This window comes from Rhizobiaceae bacterium, from assembly GCA_023953845.1.
GTDB lineage: Bacteria > Pseudomonadota > Alphaproteobacteria > Rhizobiales > Rhizobiaceae > Arvimicrobium.
In genome coordinates this window covers 3,087,238-3,110,878 of record JAMLJC010000001.1, presented here as the reverse complement: position 1 = coordinate 3,110,878, position 23,641 = coordinate 3,087,238, and the positions used below count along the sequence as shown (strand labels likewise).

The following is a 23,641-nucleotide window of genomic DNA, read 5'->3' as shown; positions in this document are numbered from 1 at the left end:
ACCTAAAGAAACTCGGTGGTTCCCGCATATCGTCGCTTGCTGAAGCCCGACTATCGTATACAAATACGGTGCGTGCTTGGGTCTGCCCTAACACATTGCAGATATCGCAGAGACGCATGACGCATCGCCAACCGGGGTCCCGTTAAAGATGTCAGCTGTCGTTCAAGCTCTTGTCGACCGCCTCGGACGCGACGCGGTCTTGACCGACGCGCAGGACATGGCTCCTCACGAGCAGGACTGGCGCGGTCGATATCGCGGCGACGCTGTCTGCGTCGTGCTGCCGCGAACCACGCAGGACGTCAGCGAGATCGTATCGATCTGCAGCCGATACGGACACGCGATCGTGCCTCAGGGCGGCAATACCGGCCTGAGCGGAGGCTCGATTCCCGCCACCGGAAGCACGGTCGTCGTCTCGACGCGAAGAATGAACCGCATCCTTTCGATCGACGCTCTCGAAGGCTCGATCGTGGTTGAGGCCGGCTGCGTGCTGGCCGAAATCCACGCGGCGGCGGAGGCCGCGGGCTGGCAGTTTCCGTTGCGCCTCGGCGCGGAGGGGTCGTGCCAGATCGGCGGCAACATATCGACCAATGCCGGCGGCACCTCCGTCGTGCGCTACGGCAATTGCCGTGATCTGGTTCTCGGGCTGGAAGTCGTGTTGCCGGATGGAGATGTCTGGGACGGACTGAGGTCGCTTCGGAAAAACAATTCGGGATACGATCTGAAGCATCTCTTCATCGGCGCAGAGGGCACGCTCGGCATAGTGACCAAGGCGGCGCTGAAGCTGTTCCCCCGTCCGGCGGAAACAGCGGCCGCCTGGGTGGCCGTCGCATCCGCCGAACACGCCGTCCGCCTCGCCTCGCGAGCACGTGCGCGACTCGACACCGCGATCACGGCCGTCGAACTCATGAACGCCGAGCAGGTGCGGCTGGTGCTGAAGCACGTGGCCAATACGCGCCGGATCATCGACGCCGATCATCCCTTCTTCGTGTTGCTGGAAGTCTCATCCATGCAGGCGGACGGATCGGCAGCCAGGAATCTCGAGCAGTTCCTCGCCGACTGTTTCGCTGCGGAGATGATCGAGGATGCCGTGCAGGCCGCGAGCCTTGCCCAGGCTGCGGCTTTCTGGGAGGTCCGCCACGGCGTTGCTCACGCAAATCGTTCGGAGGGGATGGGCATCACCATGGATGCGTCCGTGCCCGTGGGCAGGGTTTCGGCTTTTGTTGACGAGGCCGATGCCGCGGTTCGCCAGCACTTCCCCGAGGCCCGGCCCGTGATCGTCTCGCATCTTGGCGACGGAAACGTCCACTACATCGTAATGGTATCGGCCGACATCTGGTCAGGCATGGAGGACAAGGCCGGCTATGCCTTCAAGGTGCGACAGAGCATCAACGACATCGCCGTGCGCCATCACGGCGGAAGCTTCAGCGCCGAGCATGGCGTCGGGCAGACACTGATACCGGAAGTCGGCCGTTACAAGTCGCGGACCGAACTCAAGCTTCTGCACGCCGTCAAGAATCTGTTCGATCCGGAAGGGCTGTTCAACCCGGGCAAGCTGTTGCCGCCGGCCTGACGAGGCGGATCGACAGACGCTGCGTGCGGCTCCACCACGCATGCACCAGCCTCACGGCACACGCGGATTCTGATTAGCAGAGCGCCGCAGGGAGCCGGAATTCCACGCCACGAGGCGGGCTCTCGGCCGCCCCGTCAGAAACAGAATCGCCCGCAGCGAATAACGGTCGAAAATTGCGACGGGCGAGAAAGTCCCGCGCTTTCAGATCTCGACCTTGTAGGTGAGCTTGATCTCGTCGCCCGGTTCGCCCATGAGGCCCCACGCGTGCCGCGGCTGCTCCGTGATGATCACATCGAGATCCCGCGGCTCTATGCCGATCGCCGAGGGGACGCGCTTGTAGATTTCGCGCACGAGTCCCTTCAGCACTTCCGCGCTCCGCCCCTGAAACGTGCTGATTTCTATGATCGTGTAGCGCTCCGTCCGCTCATGCGGCGGATAGATGAAGTCTTCGCGCGCCATCGGGAAGAAACGCTGAAGCCGCCGCTCGCGCGGAAATTGCAGACCGATGGAGATCGCTTCGTTCAGTGCATCCGACAATGCGTCGCGGCATCCGTCGATATGCTCGCGAATCCCGAAAACTTTTGCTTGGGGCATCAATTGCTCCTCTATGCTTCAATCGATTTCGTATACAATACACAAAAAAAATCGAGGTTCAAGCGCTTGCAGGCGCGATTTTTTGCGATGGTAGCGCACCTTTCGCCGCAAATATTCGCTCGCGCCGTGGGAGTTGTGACATGTAGCAGGCTGTGCTAACGCAAATTTCTGGGCCGCTTTGTACTTGGTATCCGAACACTTCACGAAGCGTATGCTTCTCGCCCGGTGAAGGAGCGAAATGGCCGATATAGACAAGAGAGAGGGGACCGAGTTCCGGGTTCCCGATATCATTGCCAAGGACCTGGCTCGCCACATCGAAGACCAGATAATCTTCGGCGACCTCCAGCCCAATACGCGCCTCGTGGAAGAGGAGATCGTGCAGCGCTACAATGTCAGCCGATCGCCGGTCCGCGAGGCCCTGCGCGCGCTTGAACAGGAAGGGTTGGCTATCCGGGAATCGCGACGCGGAGTCTGGGTCAGTCCGCTGGCGCTGGAAGATCTCGAAGAAGTCTACACTTGCCGTATCGTCCTTGAAGGACTGGCAACAGAACTGGCCGCGCAAAACCATTCCGAGCGGGATCTTGAGGCGATCAAGTCGACCTTCGCGACGCTTGAAACGACACGGAATGCCAATGACATGCGCGAGTTCTTCCGCACGAACCTGGCGCTTTCGGGCCGCATCCATTCGGCGGCGAACAACAAGACGCTGAAGCGTCTGCTGGGCAGTGTCGGAAAGCAATCCCTGCGGTATCGCTATCTTGCCTATTCCCATGCGCCGGAGATGATGAGCGCTTCGGTCGAAGGCAACCGCGAGATAATCGCCGCGATCGAAAAGCGGAATGCGCGTCATGCGCGCATCCTGATGGAAGATCTGATTCAGCGTTCCTGGACGGTGATCCGGCAGTTATTCACCGACAATCCGAACGCCGGCGGAGCTTGACGCAAGCCTCTCGCCGCTGCGCCAACGATTTCCACAGCCTGCATGTCGTCTGCCGCGTCGCGTCGCTCGCGGTTGACCGCATTCACGCATATAGTATACAAAGTCCGCTACTAGAGCTCATTGTGTTGCCAAGGATCACGTCATGAATACGCACGCCGTCTCGACGACGCTGACGCGCTTCGATCATCATGTTGGCGGCCGCAGCATGAAGCCGTCGGGCGGGGAGTATTTCTTCACCGAGAACCCCTGCACCGGGCAACGCTGGGCGGAAATAGCGCGGGGTTCCGCAGAGGATGTGCTGGCGGCGGTGGATGCCGCGAAGGCAGGGCTGGCGCGCTGGACCGCCATGAAGGGCGCGGCCAGGGCGCGCCTCATGCATCGGCTCGCCGATCTCGTCGAGCGGGATTCCGATAAACTGGCGACGATGGAAGTTCGGGACAACGGCAAGCTCTACGCCGAGATGCGCCCGCAAATGTCATACATAGCGGAATGGTTCCGCTATTTCGCCGGTCTTTGCGACAAGATCGAAGGCAGCGTGATCGCCACCGACAAGGACAATATCTTCAATTACACCCGCTACGAGCCGATCGGCATCGTGGGTATGATCACGCCCTGGAACTCCCCTCTTCTCCTGCTCACATGGAAGCTGGCGCCTGCCCTGGCCGCCGGAAATGTCGCCGTGATCAAGCCGTCGGAATTTACCTCGGCCTCCAGCATCGAGTTTGCCCGCCTTTTCACCGAGGCCGGCTTTCCGGACGGCGTGGTGAATGTTGTGACGGGCTTCGGCGCGGAGGCGGGTTCCGCGCTCGTCGACCATCCGGATGTCGCAAAGATCGCCTTCACTGGCTCGGACATTGCAGGCGAGAAGATCTACGGCGCCTCCGCCAGATCGCTCAAGCAACTCACCCTGGAGCTCGGCGGCAAGTCTCCCAACATCGTGTTCGAGGATGCGGAGCTCGAGGCCGCCGTGATGGGCGTCATCTCAGGCATATTTGCAGCGAGCGGCCAGACCTGCATTGCAGGCTCGCGACTGCTTCTGCAACGCTCCATTCACGACCGCTTCATGGAGCGGCTTCTCGAGGTCGCCGGCCGCGCCCGCATCGGCGATCCGATGGAAAAAACCACGAATGTCGGGCCCATTGCGACAAAGCCCCAATACGACAAGGTGCTGAGCTACATCGAAATCGCAAAATCCGAAGGCGCGACCTGCGTGCTTGGCGGGCGGCCCTACACGAAGGGTGTGACCGGCGGCCAGTTCGTCGAACCGACGATCTTCACCGGAGTCTCGAACAAGATGCGCATCGCGCAGGAAGAGGTCTTCGGACCAGTCCTGGCAGTGATTCCGTTCGATTCGGAAGAGGAAGCCTACGAGATTGCGAACGATACGGCCTATGGGCTCGGTGCGGGCGTCTGGACCAGGGATATTGCACGGGCCTTTCGCGCTACGGAAGCGATCAGGGCCGGCACGGTATGGGTGAACACCTATCGCGCCCTGAGCTATTCCTCGCCCTTCGGCGGCTTCAAGCGCAGCGGCCTCGGTCGGGAAGGCGGCGTGGACGCCGTAAAATCCTTCATGGAAGTGAAGTCGGTCTGGATCTGCACGAAGTCGGATGTCGCCGACCCGTTCATCATGCGCTGATGGTCGGGCCGGCGGAGTTCATCAGCAAGGCCCGGGACAAATCGATCGGGGCGCCGGTTTGCGCCCTTATCTCATCAGGCGCGCGATATATCTCGCGGGCAAACAGACCGTCGGCGGTGACGTCAATAACCGCCAGTTCCGTGTAGATTCGCGTCACCCGCCGCATGACCGTTACAGGCAGCGTCAGTTCCGGAACGATGCGTGGGCGGCCCTGCCGATCGGTGTGGCTCATCAGGACCCAAAGATTGCGGGAGCCGGCCGCGAGATCCATAGCGCCGCCGACGCCGGGCGGCACCCCTTCCCGGCCGAGCGTCCAGTTGGCCAGCGAACCGTCCGCGCTCACCTGATAGGCTCCCATGAGAGCCAGATCGATATGGCCGCCTCTCATCATCGCGAAGGCTGTCAGGCTGTCACAGACAGAAGCGCCCGCGAGCAGCGTGACAGGGTCCTTGCTCGCATTGATGACATCGGGATCTTCCTGCCCCTTCGCCGGAGCGGGACCAAGCCCGATCAGTCCGTTTTCGCTGTGATAGATCACTTCACGGTCGCGTGGTACGAAGTCGGCGACGAGCGTCGGTATGCCGATGCCGAGATTGACCACCATCCCGTCCTCGACATCCTGCGCCGCCCGCCAGGCTATGAAATGTCTTGCCGCGTCCGTTTCCATCAGCCCCGATCCTGGCAAACGACGCGGTCGACAAAGACGCCCGGCGTATGCACCGCATCCGCATCGATGGCTCCGAGCGGAACGATTTCGTCGACTTCGGCAATTGTCGTGCCCGCCGCAGCCACCATCACGGTCGCGAAATTGCGCATGGCGCGCCGGTAGACCAGATTGCCCCAGCGATCTGCCTTGTGGGCCCTTACAAGCGCGACATCCCCGCGTATCGGCAGTTCGAGGACGTGCAGCCGGCCGTCAAATTCACGGGTTTCCTTGTTTTCCGCGAGCAGCGTGCCCACGGAAGTCGGCGTATAGAAGCCGCCAATGCCCGCGCCGCCGGCGCGCAGCCGCTCGACCAGGGTCCCCTGCGGCACCAGTTCGAGTTCGATGCGGCCGGCCCTGTACAATTCCTCAAAGGCGACAGATCCGCGTGAGCGCGGATAGGAGCATACGATCCGCCTCACACAGCCTACCGCCAGCAGCGCGCCCAGTCCTGCGGTGGTGCTTCCCGCATTGTTGGAAACGAGCACGAGCTCGCGGGGCCTGCGATCGACCAGGGCCTCGATCAGCCGGTTCGGCACGCCGGATTCGCCGAAGCCGCCAACCAGCAGCGTTTGCCCATCGCCGACGCAGGAAACCGCGTCGGCGATATCGGCAAAGACCTTGTCGATCATGAACCCGCCATCAGAGCTTGATGCCGATGTTTCGTACCTGCTGATAGTTGGCCATCGCCTCGACACCCTTTTCGCGGCCGTAGCCCGACTTCTTGAAGCCGCCGAACGGCGTCTCGTTACCGCCGACGAACCACTGGTTGACGAAGACTGTGCCTGCCTCCAGCCGGTCCGCCGTCCAGTGAGCCCGGGAAAGGTCCTTCGTGTAGACGCCCGCCGCAAGGCCGTATTCGGTGCCGTTGGCGATCGCCAGCGCCTCTTCCGGCTCCGAGAACCTGGTCACGGAAAGCACGGGACCGAACACCTCCCGCTGGTTGATCTCCATATCCGGCGTCACGTCCGTCAGGATGGTAGGCTGCATGAAATAGCCCTCGCGATCGGCGCGGCGACCGCCGGCCGCCACCGTGGCGCCGGCCTGGACGGCCGTCATCGCAAAACGTTCGGCCTTGTCGCGCTGCGCTTCCGAGATCAGCGGCGTGAAGAAGTGATCTTCCTCGCCCGGCCCCATCGTCTTGCTCTTGATCCAGGACTGCATCTCCTCGACGACGGCGTCGTGGATCGAGTGGTGCACGATGAGGCGGGAGCCAGCGGAGCACACCTGCCCGCCATGCGCGAAGATGCCGATAGCAGCGCTGCTGGCGACGGCTGCCGGATCGGCATCCGGATAAACGATGCCTGCCGACTTGCCGCCGAGTTCCACGACGCAAGGCACGATCCGCTGCGCGGCGTTGATGAGGATGCGGCGGCCCGTCTCCACCGATCCCGTGAAGACGACCTGATCCACGCCTTCGTGATTGACGAGCGCCTCGCCCGCCTCGTTGCCGTAGCCGTTGATCAGATTGAAGTAGCCCTTCGGGACGCCTGCGCGTTCACAGGCGGTTGCGAGGAAACACATATTGAGCGGCGACAGTTCGGGCGACTTGGTGATCACCGCATTGCCGCAGGCAAGCGCCGGAGCGATCGAACGCGCGGCGATCTCAAGCGGGAAGTTCCACGGGACGATCTGCGCGCTGACGCCGAAGGGCACGAGCTGCGTATAGTCGACAAAGCCGCCGCCGAGCGGGATCGACTTGCCATGAACCTTGTCGGCGATGCCGCCATAATACTCGAAATACTGCGCGGCGCACTCGATCTCGTCCTTCGCGAAGCCGACGCTCTTGCCGTTCTCGTGAACAAGCACAGGAACGATCTCGTCCGCCATCGCACGGATTTCGGCCGCGATACGGAAAAGCAGCAACATGCGCGCGTGAGGATGCATCTCATAGAGCGCACGCGTCTTGAAGGCCGCGCGGGCCGCTTCGACAGCCGCATCGACATCGGCCGCCGAGGCGGCGCCAACGGTCTTGTAGGTTCCGCCGGTGGCAGGGTCCTTGACGACGATGTCCTTCGCGCCGGTCGGCTTGCGCCATTCACCGCCGATGTAGTTCTCCCAACGGGTGCCGCTCTTCGTCATATCAAATGCTCCAGTGATAAGTTTAGAACCTTGAAGGATGCCCCATCAGACATCCGGGTGTGGTGATGCCCGCAGAGCTTGCGCACGCCGCGTCAGCAGGCTCGTCGTCGCCATGAGGACCACAGAGAAGGCAACCATCAGGGTCGAGGCGGCAAGCACGGTCGGACTTATGTTTTCCCGCACCCCCGCGAACATCTGTCTCGGCAGCGTCACCTGTTCGGGGCCGCTGAGATACATAGCTATCACCACGTCGTCGAACGACACGGCAAACGCGAACAGTCCGCCGGTCAGCACGCCGGGCAGGATGATCGGCATGACAACCCTGATGAAAGCACGATGCGGCGGTGCGCCGAGACTAGCCGCGGCCTTGGCGAGATCCGGGTTAAGCCCCGCAAGCGCTGCGCGCACGCTGATGACCACGAAGGGCACCGCCATGGTGGTGTGGGCCAGGATAAGTCCGGCAAACGAGCCGGCCAGACCGAGACGCGCATAGAAGTAGAAGAACGCAACACCCGCGACGACCACCGGGATCGCCATCGGCAGGATGATCAATGCGGAAATGACGGACTGGATCTTCGTCGGCAGCCGATAAAGCCCGAGCGCGCCGAGCGTGCCGATCACGGTTGCGAGGATCGTCACCGCGAAGCCGACGATCATGCTGTTGCGGAAGGAAAGCAGCCACTCCGACCGGGTAAAGAAGTCCTCGTACCAGCGCAGCGAGTAGGCCGGCACCGGATAGACCAGTTCCACGCCCGCCGTGAACGACAGCGGGATTATCGCGACGATCGGCAGGGCGAGAAACAACAGCACGAGCAGGCCGAAACCACGGAAAAGGAGGCCGCCGGCTCGATAGAGGGAGGAGGAATCCATCATCTGGCCTCCGCCCCGACACGGGCAAAACGGCTGAAGACGACATAGAAAAGCGCAGTCGCGAACAGCAGCAGCGTGCCGAGCGCCGATGCAAGGCCCCAGTTCAGCGATTCGTTCGTATAGAGCGCGATGAAATAGCTGACCATCTGGTCGCGCGGTCCGCCGACCAAGGCTGGCGTGACGTAGTAGCCGAGGGCGAGGATGAAGACCAGCAGCACGCCAGCCGCAATGCCGGCATAGGTCTGCGGAAGATACACGCGGAAGAATGCACGAACGGGGTTCGCGCCGAGACTCCCCGCCGCGCGGACAAGATCAGGCGGCACAGCCTTCATCGCCCCATAGAGCGGCATGATCATGTATGGCAGCAGCACGTGCGTCATGGCGACGAGGACGGCGAACCGATTGGCGAAAAGGGGCAGCGGGGCATCGACTATCCCGATCCCTTGCAGAATGCGGTTTATCAACCCTTCGTTCTGCAGCAGCACGATCCAGGCGGTGCTCCGAACGAGCGTCGAGGTCCAGAACGGCAGCAGCAGCAGCACGAGCAACACGCCCAGCCACCGCCGCGGAGCCAGCGCCAGCAGATACGCGGCCGGATATCCCAGCAGCAGACACAGAACCGTCACAGACACGCTGATGACGAAAGTGCGAATGAACAGGTCGACGAATATCCGCTGGTCGGGCTGAACCGTGACGACATCGCCGTCAGCCGACCGCTTGCGGTCGAGAGCCGCGAGAAAATAGGAATCGGTCCAGCGGCCGGACTCCAGCCGAAGCAATTGCCAGACCTCCGGCTCGCCCCAACGCTTGTCGATGGAGATCAGTGCCGGCCTCGACTCCGGCACATCCCCCTTCAGCTGCGTGCCGGTCTTCATTACCAGGGTGCGGTAGCCCGGCACCATGAAATTCATGCGCCGGGCGAGCTCGCCAAGGCTGCCGCTCCCCGCCGCATGCCGTAGGTCGGACGCCAGATCGGCATAGACCTCATCCGGCGGAAGACCTTCGCCGTTCCAGGCCGTCAGGCTCGTCAATGTCCGGGGCAAAGCATTGACGATTTCCGCGTTGGAGACGCCTCGAACGAGAAACATCGCCAAGGGAACGATCAGACAGACCACTGCGGCGAGCACGGCGGGCGTGAGCAGCCAGGCGGCAGCGATGCCGGATCGCGTGATCCGGGGCATCAGCCTGCCAGGCCTGGCCGAAGCACCATGTGTTCCGATCCGAAGTGCAGCTCCCGCCATTGTGGATGACCGGGCGCCGGATTACTGGGCAGCCCAGACGTTGAAACGCTGCGTCAGCTCATCGTTGTGGTCGAGCCAGAATTGATCGTTTCGGAAAGTCGAAGCATCCAGGCGCTCCTGCGTAGGCAACTCGGCGACGATAGCAGCATCCATGCCTTCGAAGGCCGCCAGATTGGTGGGGCCGTAGCCGACATGCTTCGGGAATTCCCGCTGGGCATCCGCGCCAAGGGCGAAGGCAATGAATTTTTCCGCGGCTTCCTTGTTCTCGCTGCCCTTCAATATCGCGAAATAGTCCATGAAATAGATCGAGCCGGCGTTCCATACCATATCGAACTCGCGCTTCTCGCCGCGGTTGGCGGCGACGATACGGCCGTTGAAGGATGCCGTCATCGCCACTTCGCCGGATGCGAGCTGCTGGATGCTTTCCGCACCGAGCTTCCACCAGGTGATGTTCGGCTTGAGCTGATCGAGCTTGGCAAAGGCGCGATCGACGCCTGCGGGGTCCTCAAGCGTCTTGTAGACATCCGCCGCGGGAACGCCGTCCGCCATCAAGGCAATCTCGAGCGTCCCTTTCGGCGTGAAGCGCAGCCCCCGCTTTCCGGGAAACTTGTTGACGTCCCAGAAATCGGCCCAGGTCTGCGGACCTTCCGCCAGCTTGGCCTTGTCGTAGGACAGGACCATTGCGCCCGTCAGGAAGCCCACGCCGCAGGGCGAGGTATCCTTGGCGGCCGGCAGGAATTTGCTCGTGTCGCCAAGGCTCGACCAGTTGATCTCCTCGAACACGCCCTCCTGGCAGCCCTGGATCAGCTGGTTCGATTCGACGTCAACGACATCCCACTTCGCAGCACCCGTTTCCACCTGCGCGCTGATCTTGGAGAGGGCGCCGTCATAGGTGTCCTCGACGATCTTCGTACCGCTCGACGCGGTGAAAGGCTCGATGAACGCCGCGCGTATGGCATCCTGCAGCGCCCCGCCGAACGATACGACGGTCAGGTCGCGCGCATCAGCGGCGCTTGCCGCTCCCACAAGGGCGAAGGCCAGGCCAAGCGTTTTAAAGCGAACGGCTCCCATGTCATTTCTCCGATATGAATTTGGTTCCCACATTTTGTATACTAAGTTCATCAAGCCGTCTCTGTCTATGCTCATCACGTCAATAAAGTGCGTTTTTTGCGCCTTGGCCAAGGTATCGACCTTGCAGCTACCCATAAGCTGTGTTTTGTATCCAGAAGGAGACACATAATGATCATCGATTTTGGCAGCCGTCCGCCCCTTCCGGCGTTCAATCCTTCCAATGCGCATCACATGGCGAATTATGACCGCGTATACAGCGCCAGCAGCGAATCCGCACGGGCCGATATTGTCGGAGAGGACAAAACAAAGGCGCTGGACGCCTATCTGAAGGCGTATGACGACAATGATGTCCGCTACGTCGTCATCCACGCCAAGGATGTCGAGACAACCTTCGGCGTCAAGATCAGCAACGAGGATGTCGCCTCCTTCTGCAGGGAGCATGGCAAACGCTTCCTCGGCTTTGCGGGAGTCGACCCTCACAAGGGCTTCAAGGCGATCGAAGATCTGAAGCGCGCCGTAAACGATCTCGGCCTTCGCGGCCTCAACCTGCAATGCTTCGAGCACTGCATTCCGATCAACGACAAGAAGTTCTATCCGCTCTACGCCAAATGCATCGAGCTCGACATTCCGGTCGGCATTCACGCCAGCATCAACTTCAGCACCAGGACGCTGATGGAATATGGCCGTCCTCTCGCTCTGGACGAAGTCATGGTGCACTTTCCCGAACTCAAGGCCGTCGCGATTCCGCCCGGCTGGCCGTGGGTGCAGGAGCTCATCGGCGTCGCCTGGCGTCACAAGAACGTGCATATAGGGCTGACGCCCGTCCGGCCGAAATATCTGGAAGTCCCCGAATCGGGCTATGGACCGCTCGTCCAGTATGGCAACAGCGTCCTTCAGGACCGCATGATCTTCGGCACCTCCTATCCGCTCCAGCCGATCCAGAGAACGATAGAAGAGACGAAGGCACTTTCGCTGAAGCCCGAGGTGCAGCACAAATGGATGTACGCGAACGCGGCACGTCTTCTGGGGCTGGACGGTTGATGGCCGACGTTAAACGCGCAACGGAGCACGAATGGACCAGGGCCTGACCATGGAACACCCTCCTGTTTCGAAGCGCGACGTCCATAGATCGCTCACGCTCGAGCTTCGAAACGTTTCGAAGTCGTACGGCTCGGTCAACGCCGTCGATGACATCTCGCTGTCGCTGGCGAAGGGCGAGTTCCTGACCCTGCTTGGTCCGAGCGGCTGCGGCAAGACCACGCTGCTCAACATGATCGCGGGGTTCTTTCCGCCGACCGCGGGCAGCATCCTGATTGAGGGGCGGGATGTGACCCGCCTGATGCCCCATCAGCGGAACACAGGCATCGTATTCCAGAATTACGCGCTGTTTCCCCACATGAACGTGGCCCAGAACATCGCTTTCGGGCTGGAGGAGCGGCGGCTGCCCAAGGAACAGATCCGTCAGCGTGTCAGCCGGATGATGGCGATGGTCAATCTTCCCGGCTTTGAAGACCGCAAACCGTCGCAGCTGTCGGGCGGCCAGCAGCAGCGTGTCGCGCTGGCCCGGGCCCTCGTTACCGAGCCGCAGGTCCTGCTGCTCGATGAGCCGTTCTCGGCGCTGGACAAGAGTCTTCGGACCAAGATGCAGATCGAGATCAAGCAGATCCAGAAGAAAGCCCAGGTCGCCACGGTCTTCGTGACGCACGATCAGAGCGAAGCGCTCAGCATGTCGGACCGCATAGCCGTCATGAACAAGGGGAACATCGAGCAGATCGGCGCTCCGCAGGATATCTATCGCCATCCGCAGTCGCGCTTCGTGGCCTCGTTCGTCGGCGAGATCAACCGGATACCGGTAAGGAATCTCGGCACGTCGGGTGATGCGATGCAGCTTGAAGGGCCGGGAGGTCTTCGGCTGCTGTTTCGGGGACGATCCGACGGAATTGCTGTCGGCGGCGAGGCCGAACTCTACGTACGGCCGGAAGACGTCATGCTTCTCGCAGGCCATTCGACAGGGGCGGACGAGTTGAAGGCCACCGTCGTCGCTTGCAGCTATCAGGGCAGCTTCACGCATGTAGTGCTCGCTGCGCCGGGTCTCGACGCTCTTCTCGTCGCCGCGCCCGCCGGTCCCTCCACGGATACGCTGGTCGTGAGAGACGAGGTCACGCTGAGCTTCGATCTCGCGCGGGCTTCGCTTCTTCCCGTCTGATTCCGATCTGAACGCGAAAACCATCCGCAGCATCGCCCCGGCATGCAACCCGCCCTTCAGTCCGGGGCGCCCCGCACATTCCCGGTCGGCGGCGACATACACGAGACGTATCGCATGAACTCCATTTCGAGACTTTTGCAGCCCCGCAGCGTCGCCTTCGTCGGCGCTTCGGAGTCTCCGGTCAAAGTCGGAGGGCGGCGGTGGCTGAGCATGATCGGAGCCGGCTTTTCCGGCCCGCTCTATCCGGTCCATCCAAGCCGCAAGTCGATCGCGGGCGTCGACGCCGTGCGCTCGGTCGCGGCGATCGAGGGCGACGTCGATCTCGTCGTCGTCGCCATTCCGCCGAATGCGGTTTCGGAGGTGATCGAAGATTGCGCCAGGAAGCGCGTCGCCGGCGTGGTCGTCATCACAGGGGGCTTCGGCGAACATTCGCAGGAAGGCCGCGCGCTCGAACGGGATTTCGCGTCGCGCCTCGCCACTGTCGGCGCGCGGATGATCGGACCGAATTGCGCGGGCATCTTTTCCGCATCCGGCGCCGTCAATGTCACCGGCATGGTGCTGCCGAAGGGGCCGATCGGACTCATTACCCAAAGCGGAAACATCCTGCTCGACACGGCGCACAAGGCACGTTCGGTCGGTATCGGCTTCAGTCATGCAATCAGCACCGGCAACGGCGTTGACGTCAGGCCGCCTGAACTTCTTTCCTTCATGCTGGAGGACGACAGCACCAGAGCCGTCATCGTCTATGTCGAGGGATGGATCGAAGGCGAGGCCCGCCGGTTCTGCGACGTGGTGCGCAAAAGCGGCCCACGCAAGCCTGTCATCGTGGTGAAGCCCGGCGAAACCGAGGCAGGCATTCGTGCCGTCATGTCGCATACGGGATCGCTTGCCGGCGAAATGCGCGTCGCCGACGGCGCGTTCGACCAGGCGGGCATCATCAAAGCGGCCTCGATCGACGAAGCGTGGGACGTGGCGCTGGCGCTCTATGGCACACCGCTCCTGCGCAAGCCGGCAATCGCGGTGGCGTCGGACGGGGGTGGCCATGCGACGCTGGGCTGCGATGCGGCGGCGCTCGCAGGCCTCGAGATCGCAACCTTCACGGAGCCCCTGAAAGACACATTGCGCGGCTTGCTGCCGGAGCGCTGCCCGGTTTCCAATCCGGTGGATTATGCAGGCTTCGCGGAAGAGGAGCCTGCAGTGGTCGCCTCGTCGCTGGAAGCCTGCCTTGCGGCGTCTGAAGTGGGCGGCGCGCTTCTGGCGGGGCATTTCGGCGGTTATCACCATCTCGCCGGCGCAAGCGTAAGAGAAGCCGAGATCGCGGCCGCTCACGCCATGGGCGAAGCCATGCACAGATTGGGCAAGCCGATCGTCGTTCACTCGGTCTATGCGCATGCGCCGGAGCCGGCGGTCGAAGCCATGCGCTCGCATGGCATCCCGGTCGTGCGGACGCTTCCCGAAGCGGCCCGCGTTTTGCAAGGCATGGCGCGCTTCGGAGAGACCGTGGCCCGAGCCGGGCACGTCGCGGAATACGATCTTCCGGGCAAAGTCTCCTGTGGAAAAATCCTCGGGCGCGCCACCGGCGACGGCTTCCTGCTGGAGCCGGACGCACGCGAGGCGATGCGCGCCTACGGCTTGCCCGTCCTGGCCGGGGCCGTGGTCGCGACTGCGGCGGAGTGCGCATCTGCGGTCGCAGAACTGGGCGAACCTGCGGCACTGAAGATCGTAACGCCACGGGTCGTGCACAAGAGCGACGTCGGTGGCGTTCTGCTGAACATCGGCCCGGACGATGCGGCCGATGCTTTCGAACGCCTCGCCGGGATCGGCAGGAAAGCAGGCGATACGGACAGCCGGGTCATCGTCTCGCCGATGGTCGGGCGCGGCGTCGAACTCGTCATGGGCGGCTTCCGCGATCCGAATTTCGGGCCTGTGGTGATGCTGGGGATCGGCGGCGTATTGGTAGAAGTTCTGGGCGATGTGACTTTCGGCCTTGCGCCGCTTTCCCGCGAAGATGCGCTTCGGATGGTCGGGCGTCTGCGCTCGCAGACCCTGCTTGACGGCTACCGCGGCGCGGCGAAAGTCGACCGCGACACGCTCGCCGACGCCTTGGCGCGCCTGTCGCACATGATGGCGTCAGAGCCGGAAATCGCCGAGATCGATGTGAACCCGCTCATCGCCAACAGCGACGGGCTCATCATCGTCGATGCGCGCATCATCACGAAGGGCAGCCGGTAAAATCCCGGCTTCCGAAGCCGCCTTCGGTCAGCGTGCCGCGATGGCGTCCACTTCCACAAGGTATTTCGGATTGGCCAGTGCGGGCACGACGAGCACCGTCGTCGCTGGTCGGGCGCTGCCCAGAAAACGGTTGCGCACCGCGTTCATGATCGGAAGATATTCCGGCGACGTCGCATAGACGCCGGTCCTGACGATATGCTTCGGTTCCATGCCGGCGGCGGCGAGGACCGCGTCGAGATTGGCCCAGACCAGTTCGGCCTGTGCTTCGGCCCCTTCCGGAATGACGCCATCGGCGCCGATGGCGACCTGTCCCGTGACGAACAGCATTTCCTTGCCGGCATCGATGCGCAGCCCGTGCGACCACGGACCCGTCGGCGTCATAAGCTGTGCCGGATTGATGGATTCGTAGTCGCTCATCGGTCTGCTCTCATTTGTCCCCCGGGGAAGAGATTCCCTCCCCGGCGACGTATCTTTTCGGTTCCCGTCAGCTCAGGGCCTTGAAGCCGTGGCAGGCGCGGTCCATCGCCTCGAACGTGTCCTCCAGATCACCGTCGGTATGACGGATCGAGATGAAGCGGCGGTTCTGCGGCAGAACGAACAGACCTTGCTTGATGATCTGCGCTTCCATGGCGCTTAGCTTCTTCAGGTCCGAGGCGATGTATTCACGCCAGTTGGTGGGAACCCGATCGGTGAACAGCATGTGCCACATCGGCCCTTCGCCGAAGACGGTGATTCCCATGCTGTTGCGATCGAACACGTCCTGAAGGCCGGCGCGCAGCCTGTCGGCCATGGCGAAGACGCGGTCATAAAGGCCCGGTTCCTCAAGGATGTCGAGAGTAGCCAGACCGGCGGCGCAGCCCAGAGGATGCCCCTGCAACGTCCCGTTCTGGTAGACATAGCCGGGCGTACCCTTCTTCGAGGGGTCGGCCTGATCCATGATATCCGCGCGACCGGCCACCGCGCCCATCGGCAATCCGCCGCCAAAGATCTTGCCATAGGTGGCGAGATCGGGAACGACGTCGAAATATGCCTGCGCACCGCCGAGGCCGTAGCGGAAGCCGGTGACGACCTCGTCGAGGATCATGACGATGTTATGCTTGCGGGTGATCTCGCGCACCGCTTGCAGGAAGCCCGGCTTCGGCGAGATGATGCGCTGGATCGGCTCGATGATGACGGCCGCCACTTCATGCGCGTGCTCCTTACAGAGCGCAGCGAAGGTGTCGATGTCGTTGAACGGCGAAACCAGCATCAAATCGCGGACGGCTTCCGGAATGCCCGCCGTGTCGGGCTGCGGCGCCGGGAAATTGTTGAGCGTCTTGGGAGCCGTGCTGAGCTGGGCATAATCGTGAACGCCGTGATAGCCGCCCTCGAACTTGATGATCTTCTCACGGCCGGTAAAACCGCGCGCCAGCCGTATCGCATGGAAGGTGGAATCCGATCCCGCCGTCGTGAAACGGATGCGCTCGGCGCAACGGATGTGCGGCATGGCGCGGTGGGCCAGCTTCACCGCCGGCTCGTTGAGATAGGCGAAGAAATGCGTGCCGCGCCCAGCCTGGTCCGCGACGGCGTCCCGGATCTTCGGATGGGCATGCCCGACGAAGAGCGTGCCGGACCCCAGCACGTAGTCGATATATTCGTTGCCGCTCACATCCCAGAAGCGCGAGCCATCGCCATGGCTGAACACGAAGCCAGTGCCTTCCGGCAGCGCATTGCCACCCAAGGCTCCGCCAGGGAAGAATCGCTTGGCCTCCGCTATTTCGGCGAGTTCGGCGTCCGAGAAATTTCCATGGCGACCCAGCACGTGAGCAGCGGGATTGGGGGTTGAGGCAATGTTCACGATTTCCACCCTAGGCAAAGCGCCTTTCATGTTGAAGAACACTGTATTCAATATTCCAAAGATATAGGGTCGTCAATCTCCGTTCCTTCTTGATCTCCACGGGAGACGCGCTTATCGTGCGGCCAAGAGGACGTTTTTTGTATACCAAAAAGAGCAACCAATGGATGCAGCCGTGACGCAGCAGCTTGAAGGATGGAGCACCCGCAGGCGGTGCGAGACGATTGCACGCTTCTGGGGGCTGCACTGGAGCGCCATCCAGTTGACGGTGCTTCGCGAAAAAGGCGGCGACGATCTTGCACGTCTCAAATATCTGATCCTGCGAAGGCACCAACGCAGCCACTTCCTCGAGGGTGTGGACAAGCTCGGCATCGACCGGAGCCTGCCGCCGGCCATTGTTGCCGGCCGCTACCACTATTTCTCCAACGCCATCGGCGGCCTGACGATGGAATATGTGGAGGAATCTCCGAAAAAGGTGTGGATACGTTATCTGCCGCCCGCCTGGAGCTTCCCGGGTCAAAGCCTCTTTGCCGTTCCGCCTGCCGTCGAACACGCGATGTTCGCAGGCTGGCACCCCTTCAACGGCGCATCGCTCGGCACGAAGCGCCTCGCCTTCGTCGTGACCAAGGTCTACCAGCAGGGCGAGCCTTACGATGAAGGCTATTTCATCGAACATGATCGCGATCTCGATCCGGACGAACATCTGCGTTTCGAGCCGGTCACGAAATCGCCGGACTTCGACCCTGAAAAGGCGCCGAAGCTGTCGCCCCAGGAATGGCCGGAGGAACGTCTGGCGAAAGCGCGGCGCAACTTCGCGCTGGGTTATGTCGAGGATGCAATCGTCACGGCTCAGGAGATGTACGGCGTGCAGGCGGCCGCGTCCCTGATAGGCCATGCGGCGCGCATGACGGCGATCCAGTTCTTCCACGAATTCAGGACGACGTTCGGAGTGGGTGGCAGCAAGGCCGCTGACCTCGTCGCGATCGCGGAAGCGCTCGCGACGCTGGCGGGCGACGAGATTTCGGTTTCGGTGGAGAAAGACGGCAAATACGTCGTTCGCCGCGCCAACCGCATCCTGCGTTCCGATCCGCCTGCGGTGGAGATCTACGCCGCCTTGTTCGAATTCGTCCGGATTGGCGCCAAGGTGCTCAGCCCCCGCATCCGCCTGACGCTCGACGGCATCGATGCAGCGCCGGGGATCACCGAAAGATGGACCGTGGAGGACACTGCGGATCGACAGTTCTGATCCGCTGACGCAGTCGAGTGGACGCCGGCGCGTCGACACGGGCTTTTTCAGGCGTATGTCCGCCGAAAGAGCTTGCCCATTCGCTTGCCGCATGACAGGCAACCATTCATTCACGGCATGACTGCTGGTCGCTTCACCCATGAACCTGCGCAGCATCGACCTCAACCTGCTGGTCGTCTTCGACGCGCTGATGTCGACGCGTCATGTGACCCGGGCCGCCGAGAAGGTCGGGCTGAGCCAGCCGGCGATGAGCAATGCGCTGCGCCGGCTGCGCGCCGTCTTTGGCGACGAGTTGCTGGTGCGCACCCCCGGGGGGATGCAGCCGACGCCTCGCGCCATGGAACTCGTCGAGCCGGTGCGGGCGGTCCTGCGGCAGATCGAGCGCGTGCTGGAGCCCGACCAGCACTTCGACGCCTCGACGACGGAGCGAACTTTCCGTCTTCGTCTGTCAGACGTGCTGGCGACGCTGGTCCTGCCGTCGCTGCTCAGGCGCTTCGATTTGCCCGGCAGCCGGATTTCGCTCGATGTGGTCCATCTGTCGCCGGAGCGCACCGTCGACGCGCTTGAACGGGACGAGATCGACATGGCGGTCAGTTTCGGGCTTGCCCATGGAAGCACGATCCTTGCCGAACCGGTGATGCAGGATCGCATGGTCTGCGTCGTCCGGCGGGATCATCCGTTCGCGGCCAGCCGACCGTCGATCGAGGCGTTCCTCGCCGCGAAGCATGTCCGCGTGTCGATGTCGCCCACCGATCTGCGTTTCGTGGACGACGTGCTCGTCACAGGCGACAACAAACGCACGGTGGCGCTGAACCTTCCTCACTGGCTGGTGGTGCCGCGCATCCTGCATGAGACGGACCTCGTCGCGGTCATGCCGGAGCGGCTGTTCCTCGCTCTGGCCGACGATCGGCTCGCGGCTTGCGAGCTTCCCTTTGCAAGTTCGGCCTTCGCCTGGTCGCTCTACTGGCATCGTCGCCAGGATCGCAATCCCGCGATCCGCTGGCTCCGCGACAGCTTGCGCCGGGCCGTTTCCTGACGAAGCCCTATTGCGCCGGACGCACGAACGCGCCGGCGCGCGCGAGGCGCTCGACATCATCCGTCGCAAGGTTCAGCCAGTCGGCAAGAATCGCCTCCCCATGCTCTCCGAGCAGCGGCGGCGGAGCCGGATCGGGCGGCGGCATGTCGTCGAAGCGCAAGGCGCTGGCGATGTAGCGGAGGTCTCCGGCCCTGGGGTGCTGCATGGTCCGCGAGACGCCCCGCGTCTTGAGATTTTCCGCCTCGCACACTTCGCCGACGGAACGGATCGCGCCACAGGGCACGGCGTTCTCGGTCAACATCCGCAGCCAATGATCCCTCGGCTTCGCGCGGAACATCGGCGTCAGGAGATCGCGCAGCCTTACGCGGTTCTCCGCGCGCTTCGGCGCTGTCGCGAAATCCGGATCGGTAAGCAGCTCTTCGCGTCCGATGGTCCGGCAGAAGATGGACCAGAACTTGTCGTTCGCCACGCCGAGATTGAACCAGCCGTCCTCGGCCTCGAAAGCCTCGTAGGGGCTGATCGTCGGATGCGCGTTGCCCCGCCGCGCCGGGCTTTTCCCCGATGCGAAATACATGCCGGCATTGAAGGTCAGCAGGGACGCCATGCAGTCGAGCATGGACACGTCGATGCGGCCGCCGGTCCCTGTGCGCGTACGCTGCGCCAGCGCGGCCAGCACTGCCTGCGCGGCGTAAAGGCCGGTGACGAGATCGGCGATCGACGTGCCCACTTTCATCGGTGGGCCGCCGGCCTCGCCGGTGATCGACATGACGCCGCCTTCGCCCTGCAGGATCAGATCGTAGCCCGGACGACCGGCCTCGGGGCCGGAACGGCCGAAGCCGGAGATGCCGCAATAGACGATCCGGGGATTGAGCTTGCACAGATCGTCATAGCCCAATCCCAGCCGCTCCATCGTGCCCGGCCGGAAGTTCTCGATCACGACATCGGCTTTCGCGGCGAGGTCGAGCGCAAGCTGCTTGCCGTGCTTCGACTTCAGATCGATGGCGATGCTGCGCTTGTTGCGGTTGACCGACATGTAATAGGCGCTCTCGCCCGCCACGAAGGGCGGGCCGTAGCTGCGCGATTCGTCGCCCTGATCGGGCGCCTCGATTTTTGCCACGTCGGCGCCGAGGTCGCCGAGCTGCATGGTGGCGAACGGACCCGAGACGACCCTGCACAGGTCGAGGACGCGGATGCCTTCCAGCGGCCGCGCGTCAGACCATGGCATTTGCCAGATCCGTCATGCTCGGCACGATGATGTCGGGCTGGTAGGGCGTGCGCTCGAACGGCCGGTTGCGCCGGTTGATGAAGGCGGCGCGCATTCCCGCTGCCTTCGCGCCGATGCAGTCGAAGGTGTGGTTCGCGACGAAGAGGACCTCGTCCAGCTTCACGCCGGCCAGTTCCGCGCCCTTCTCATAGGTGGCGCGATGCGGCTTGAAGGCGTTCGCCTCGGCCACCGAAATCACCTGATCGAACGGGAACTTGTGCCACTTCAGCGCTTCCTGCAGCATGTCCGGATCGCCGTTCGACAGCACGACCATCCTGTACTTCGTCTGCAGCTTCGCCAGCGCGGCCGGGACCTCGGGGAAGCAGGTCAGCTTCTCGATCTCTGAAACCAGCGCCCTCACCTCGTCCATCGTGTAGTCGATGCCAGCCCGATCGAGGACATGCGCGACGGACATATGACCGATCTCGCGATAGGGCGTATGCGCGCGATGCAGCAGCGCGTCGATCATCGAGTTCTCGAAGTGGGTCCGCCGCCACCAGGTCACGAAGCGATGCGGCGCAAGCGTTGAATTCTTGGACTTCAGGTAGGGCTCTGCGATCTTGGTGAGGCCGCCCTGCATGTCGACCACGGTTCCATACTGATCGAACATGCAGACTTTTACTGTGTTCTTGATCTCGTTGATGTCGGCCATCGGTAGCAATCCTTCGTAAGACTTCGGCCATGGAATCGCAGATCGCTCGTCATCTGCCAAATCGATAATTGAACTTATGACATTCACACGGTGAATTTCTTTCAGATATCCGGATATGAAACGGCGGGAGCTGCGGCATCCTCGAAACACCGCAGCCCGTCCGACTTCGGCGCGCTGTCAGAAAGGCTCGGCGGCTGCCGTTCGATCGGCATGAAGCGAGCGGAAGCGCTCGACATTGTCGATCTCGACCGGTTCCGTCACGATGCGCAGCAGCCCTTCCTGCGGAACCTCGAACTCCTCCGCGAAGCGACGTCCTGAAAAGACCGCGGCCGCGATCGTTCCGGGCGTGATGCAGTCGCCGATACGCGCAAGCGTCTTCACCGGGGCATCGGGATCGGAGCCCAGCCGATCGGCTATGTCTTCATAGAGTCCCATGCGGGGCAGACGCGCCGTCACCATCACAATGGACGCCGCCGGCACCATCTGGCGACGGCCGGTAAATACGCATGCCAATTCAGCCTCCCCCTCGCCTGCCGACGCGAGATTGCGGGTGACGTGGATGTCTATGCCCGCCTCGAGAAGCCTGCGCTGGATCTTGAACTGTTCCAGCGTGTTCGCCGTCCACGCGGAAACCATCGTATTCGGCGTAGCAAGCGCCACCGAGTCCGCGCCACGATTCTTCAACGTCTCCGCAACGACGCCGCCCATGTAGAAGTCGTCGTCGTCGAAGACGAGCACCGGGCCTTCGATCCGTGTGCCGGCCATGACGTCGTCGGGCGTGTAGATCCGCACGCCGGGACGCACCGGTATCGCCTTATGGTTGCTGCGGCCGAAACCGTCCTGACGCCAGTTCGCTCCGGTGGCGATCACGACCGTCGGCATCCCCATGTCGAGGACGTCGGAGGCGGTCATCTCGCTCTCGCGATAGATCGAGACGTTCGTCATCTTGGCGAGTTGGCCGACGCGCCAGTCCCTCACGCGCGCCCACTCCGAGAGTCCGGCCAGCGACGATTCGCGTGTGACGCGTCCGCCGAGTTCCCGCGTCGCCTCGGCCAGATGCACCTCGTAACCGCGATTGCCGAGAGCCTGCGCGCATTCAAGGCCGGCCGGCCCCGCTCCGATAACGAGAACCGCCGTTGCCGATACTGCCGGCCGGTAGCGCTCGGGATGCCAGCCGCGCTTGTATTCTTCCCCGATCGTCGGGTTCTGCGTGCAGTTGATCGGCGCGCCGACATTGTAGGACGCCACGCACATGTTGCAGCCGATGCATTCGCGAATGTCTTCCAGCCTGCCCTCGTCGATCTTGCGCGGCAGGAAGGGGTCGGCGATGGACGGCCTTGCAGAGCCGATCAGATCGAGAATGCCGCGCTTGACCTGCGACACCATGCTGTCGGGCGAGGTGAAGCGTCCGACCCCGATCACCGGCTTGGTGGTCACCTGCTTGACGTATTTCGCATAGGGCTCCTGGTAGCCCTCCTTGGCGAAACGGCTGGTCTGGCTGTCCTCGGACCAGCCGCTGACCTTCACGTCCCAGGCGTCCGGCAGTTCGGCGAGCATGGCGATGATGTCGCGGCCCTCCTCTTCTGCGACAATGCCGTCAGGTCCTGACAATTCGTCGATCGTATAGCGCACAACGACGCCGCACTTGTCCCCGACGGCGTCCTTGGTATCCTCTATGACCTCGCGCAGCAGGCGCACCCGGTTCTCGAGCGACCCGCCATATTCGTCGATCCGGTGATTGCGCCGCCGGGAGAGGAAGAACTGCAGTAGCTCCAGATCGTCGGCCGCATAGACGTAGACGATGTCGAAGCCGACTTCCTTCGCCTTCAAGGCGGCGCGGCGATGCCAGCCGCGATAGGCCTTGATGTCGGCCTTGTCCATCGCCTTGGCCTGGATCGGGTCACGACGCGACGGGAAATCAGTCGGCGAAAGCAGTGGCTCGCGCGTGTAGCGGTTCGCGACGGCCCATCCGCCATGCGCGAGTTCGGCGCCTGCAAGCGCGTCATGCGCATGGATCGCCTCGGTGAGCAGGCGGAGCGATTTTTCGTCGCCGCTCTCCCAGAGCTTGACCTGCGGAAACGGCGTCGAGTCGGAACTCGGGTGGATGGAAAGGATGTCGGTGCACACCGCCCCCCAACCGCCCTCGGCCTTCACCGCGCGCATGGCGGCATGACCGCGCGGCAGCGTCGCGCTGAGGCCGTTGCAATGCGGAACCTGATAAAACCGGTTCTTGACCGTGACCGGTCCGATCCTCACCGGCTCGAACAGAATATCGTATCTGGGATCGCGCAAATGACACCCTCGCTGTTCAGCTCGCTGGATGACTGGCCGGGACCCGGGTTGATTTCGGCCGCCTCACCGCTAGCCTTTGCTGTGTATTGTATCCAAATTTTTTCGTCAATGACACGACTTCCCCGTGTTGATTGCTGCAATAGCCGGGATCGCCTGTGAACGCGGAGAC

At 62.7% G+C, this 23,641-nt stretch carries 20 protein-coding genes; 8 read left to right on the top strand and 12 right to left on the bottom strand.

Annotated elements, in window-relative coordinates; genetic code table 11:
• Window positions 1–148: 148 nt before the first annotated feature.
• The gene (locus tag M9955_15110; GenBank protein MCO5082970.1) at window positions 149–1,570 is read left to right on the top strand and encodes an FAD-binding oxidoreductase; all 1,422 of its coding nucleotides are present in this window, start codon (window positions 149–151) and stop codon (window positions 1,568–1,570) included.
• 201 nt (window positions 1,571–1,771) lie between these two features.
• On the opposite strand, the gene M9955_15105 is transcribed toward M9955_15110, so the two are convergent.
• A complete protein-coding gene (locus tag M9955_15105) occupies window positions 1,772–2,164 on the bottom strand; it encodes a tautomerase family protein (protein MCO5082969.1) in 393 nt (130 codons plus the stop codon).
• Between the two features lie 238 nt (window positions 2,165–2,402).
• On the opposite strand from M9955_15105, the gene M9955_15100 reads away from it, so the two are divergent.
• Both M9955_15100 and M9955_15095 read left to right on the top strand, forming a co-directional pair.
• Window positions 2,403–3,104, top strand: coding sequence for a GntR family transcriptional regulator (locus M9955_15100; GenBank protein MCO5082968.1), 702 nt, complete (start codon window positions 2,403–2,405; stop codon window positions 3,102–3,104).
• 142 nt (window positions 3,105–3,246) lie between these two features.
• Window positions 3,247–4,743 (top strand): aldehyde dehydrogenase, encoded by a 1,497-nt coding sequence (locus M9955_15095; GenBank protein MCO5082967.1) that lies wholly within the window; start codon window positions 3,247–3,249, stop codon window positions 4,741–4,743.
• Here M9955_15095 and M9955_15090 read toward each other — a convergent pair.
• The 6 genes from M9955_15090 to M9955_15065 form a co-directional block, all read right to left on the bottom strand.
• Window positions 4,733–5,410 (bottom strand): 3-oxoacid CoA-transferase subunit B, encoded by a 678-nt coding sequence (locus M9955_15090; protein ID MCO5082966.1) that lies wholly within the window; start codon window positions 5,408–5,410, stop codon window positions 4,733–4,735. The genes M9955_15095 and M9955_15090 overlap by 11 nt on opposite strands.
• Window positions 5,410–6,078: a 3-oxoacid CoA-transferase subunit A gene (locus M9955_15085; GenBank protein MCO5082965.1), complete on the bottom strand. Its 669-nt coding sequence runs from the start codon at window positions 6,076–6,078 to the stop codon at window positions 5,410–5,412. The genes M9955_15090 and M9955_15085 overlap by 1 nt, the downstream gene beginning before the upstream one ends.
• A 10-nt stretch (window positions 6,079–6,088) precedes the next feature.
• Complete coding sequence (locus M9955_15080; protein MCO5082964.1) at window positions 6,089–7,528, bottom strand: aldehyde dehydrogenase family protein; 1,440 nt, start codon at window positions 7,526–7,528, stop codon at window positions 6,089–6,091.
• 45 nt (window positions 7,529–7,573) lie between these two features.
• Window positions 7,574–8,398, bottom strand: a complete 825-nt coding sequence (locus M9955_15075; protein ID MCO5082963.1) for an ABC transporter permease — start codon at window positions 8,396–8,398, stop codon at window positions 7,574–7,576.
• Window positions 8,398–9,579, bottom strand: coding sequence for an ABC transporter permease (locus M9955_15070; protein MCO5082962.1), 1,182 nt, complete (start codon window positions 9,577–9,579; stop codon window positions 8,398–8,400). Before M9955_15070 ends, M9955_15075 begins: the two co-directional genes overlap by 1 nt.
• Window positions 9,580–9,660: 81 nt before the next feature.
• A complete protein-coding gene (locus M9955_15065) occupies window positions 9,661–10,938 on the bottom strand; it encodes an ABC transporter substrate-binding protein (protein MCO5082961.1) in 1,278 nt (425 codons plus the stop codon).
• A gap of 3 nt (window positions 10,939–10,941) precedes the next feature.
• On the opposite strand from M9955_15065, the gene M9955_15060 reads away from it, so the two are divergent.
• From M9955_15060 to M9955_15050, 3 genes are all read left to right on the top strand, one after another.
• Window positions 10,942–11,751, top strand: a complete 810-nt coding sequence (locus M9955_15060; protein MCO5082960.1) for an amidohydrolase family protein — start codon at window positions 10,942–10,944, stop codon at window positions 11,749–11,751.
• A 31-nt stretch (window positions 11,752–11,782) separates the two neighbouring features.
• On the top strand, window positions 11,783–12,916 hold the full coding sequence (locus M9955_15055) for an ABC transporter ATP-binding protein (protein ID MCO5082959.1): 1,134 nt from the start codon (window positions 11,783–11,785) through the stop codon (window positions 12,914–12,916).
• Between the two features lie 114 nt (window positions 12,917–13,030).
• Window positions 13,031–15,148: an acetate--CoA ligase family protein gene (locus M9955_15050; GenBank protein ID MCO5082958.1), complete on the top strand. Its 2,118-nt coding sequence runs from the start codon at window positions 13,031–13,033 to the stop codon at window positions 15,146–15,148.
• A gap of 27 nt (window positions 15,149–15,175) precedes the next feature.
• On the opposite strand, the gene M9955_15045 is transcribed toward M9955_15050, so the two are convergent.
• The gene (locus M9955_15045; protein MCO5082957.1) at window positions 15,176–15,565 is read right to left on the bottom strand and encodes a RidA family protein; all 390 of its coding nucleotides are present in this window, start codon (window positions 15,563–15,565) and stop codon (window positions 15,176–15,178) included.
• A 67-nt stretch (window positions 15,566–15,632) separates the two neighbouring features.
• Entirely contained in the window at window positions 15,633–16,985 is a 1,353-nt protein-coding gene (locus tag M9955_15040) for an aminotransferase class III-fold pyridoxal phosphate-dependent enzyme (GenBank protein MCO5082956.1), read from the bottom strand.
• A 160-nt stretch (window positions 16,986–17,145) separates the two neighbouring features.
• On the opposite strand from M9955_15040, the gene M9955_15035 reads away from it, so the two are divergent.
• Together M9955_15035 and M9955_15030 are read left to right on the top strand one after the other, a co-directional pair.
• The gene (locus M9955_15035) at window positions 17,146–18,228 is read left to right on the top strand and encodes a hypothetical protein (GenBank protein MCO5082955.1); all 1,083 of its coding nucleotides are present in this window, start codon (window positions 17,146–17,148) and stop codon (window positions 18,226–18,228) included.
• A 139-nt stretch (window positions 18,229–18,367) separates the two neighbouring features.
• The gene (locus tag M9955_15030) at window positions 18,368–19,264 is read left to right on the top strand and encodes a LysR family transcriptional regulator (protein ID MCO5082954.1); all 897 of its coding nucleotides are present in this window, start codon (window positions 18,368–18,370) and stop codon (window positions 19,262–19,264) included.
• 7 nt (window positions 19,265–19,271) lie between these two features.
• Here the strand turns inward: M9955_15030 and M9955_15025 are convergent, their stop codons facing one another.
• From M9955_15025 to M9955_15015, 3 genes are all read right to left on the bottom strand, one after another.
• Window positions 19,272–20,489 carry a CoA transferase gene (locus M9955_15025; GenBank protein ID MCO5082953.1) on the bottom strand — a complete coding sequence of 406 codons (1,218 nt, stop codon included), beginning with the start codon at window positions 20,487–20,489 and terminating at the stop codon, window positions 19,272–19,274.
• A complete protein-coding gene (locus M9955_15020) occupies window positions 20,476–21,180 on the bottom strand; it encodes a haloacid dehalogenase type II (protein ID MCO5082952.1) in 705 nt (234 codons plus the stop codon). The genes M9955_15025 and M9955_15020 overlap by 14 nt, the downstream gene beginning before the upstream one ends.
• 177 nt (window positions 21,181–21,357) lie before the next feature.
• On the bottom strand, window positions 21,358–23,472 hold the full coding sequence (locus tag M9955_15015; GenBank protein ID MCO5082951.1) for an NAD(P)-binding protein: 2,115 nt from the start codon (window positions 23,470–23,472) through the stop codon (window positions 21,358–21,360).
• Window positions 23,473–23,641: the final 169 nt, after the last annotated feature.

Excerpts from the sequence above, each read along its gene's own strand:
- M9955_15045 (MCO5082957.1), bottom strand. The coding sequence starts at position 15,565 with ATGAGCGACTACGAATCCATCAATCCGGCACAGCTTATGACGCCGACG.
- M9955_15025 (MCO5082953.1), bottom strand. The coding sequence starts at position 20,489 with ATGCCATGGTCTGACGCGCGGCCGCTGGAAGGCATCCGCGTCCTCGAC.
- M9955_15065 (MCO5082961.1), bottom strand. The coding sequence starts at position 10,938 with ATGCGCATTGGAAGGATTGAACGCCGGAAGGGGCGGACGGCTGCCAAA.
- M9955_15085 (MCO5082965.1), bottom strand. The coding sequence starts at position 6,078 with ATGATCGACAAGGTCTTTGCCGATATCGCCGACGCGGTTTCCTGCGTC.
- M9955_15060 (MCO5082960.1), top strand. The coding sequence starts at position 10,942 with ATGGCGAATTATGACCGCGTATACAGCGCCAGCAGCGAATCCGCACGG.
- M9955_15100 (MCO5082968.1), top strand. The coding sequence starts at position 2,403 with ATGGCCGATATAGACAAGAGAGAGGGGACCGAGTTCCGGGTTCCCGAT.
- M9955_15055 (MCO5082959.1), top strand. The coding sequence starts at position 11,783 with ATGGACCAGGGCCTGACCATGGAACACCCTCCTGTTTCGAAGCGCGAC.
- M9955_15075 (MCO5082963.1), bottom strand. The coding sequence starts at position 8,398 with ATGGATTCCTCCTCCCTCTATCGAGCCGGCGGCCTCCTTTTCCGTGGT.
- M9955_15110 (MCO5082970.1), top strand. The coding sequence starts at position 149 with ATGTCAGCTGTCGTTCAAGCTCTTGTCGACCGCCTCGGACGCGACGCG.
- M9955_15080 (MCO5082964.1), bottom strand. The coding sequence starts at position 7,528 with ATGACGAAGAGCGGCACCCGTTGGGAGAACTACATCGGCGGTGAATGG.
- M9955_15020 (MCO5082952.1), bottom strand. The coding sequence starts at position 21,180 with ATGGCCGACATCAACGAGATCAAGAACACAGTAAAAGTCTGCATGTTC.
- M9955_15095 (MCO5082967.1), top strand. The coding sequence starts at position 3,247 with ATGAATACGCACGCCGTCTCGACGACGCTGACGCGCTTCGATCATCAT.
- M9955_15090 (MCO5082966.1), bottom strand. The coding sequence starts at position 5,410 with ATGGAAACGGACGCGGCAAGACATTTCATAGCCTGGCGGGCGGCGCAG.
- M9955_15050 (MCO5082958.1), top strand. The coding sequence starts at position 13,031 with ATGAACTCCATTTCGAGACTTTTGCAGCCCCGCAGCGTCGCCTTCGTC.
- M9955_15070 (MCO5082962.1), bottom strand. The coding sequence starts at position 9,579 with ATGCCCCGGATCACGCGATCCGGCATCGCTGCCGCCTGGCTGCTCACG.
- M9955_15035 (MCO5082955.1), top strand. The coding sequence starts at position 17,146 with ATGGATGCAGCCGTGACGCAGCAGCTTGAAGGATGGAGCACCCGCAGG.
- M9955_15030 (MCO5082954.1), top strand. The coding sequence starts at position 18,368 with ATGAACCTGCGCAGCATCGACCTCAACCTGCTGGTCGTCTTCGACGCG.
- M9955_15105 (MCO5082969.1), bottom strand. The coding sequence starts at position 2,164 with ATGCCCCAAGCAAAAGTTTTCGGGATTCGCGAGCATATCGACGGATGC.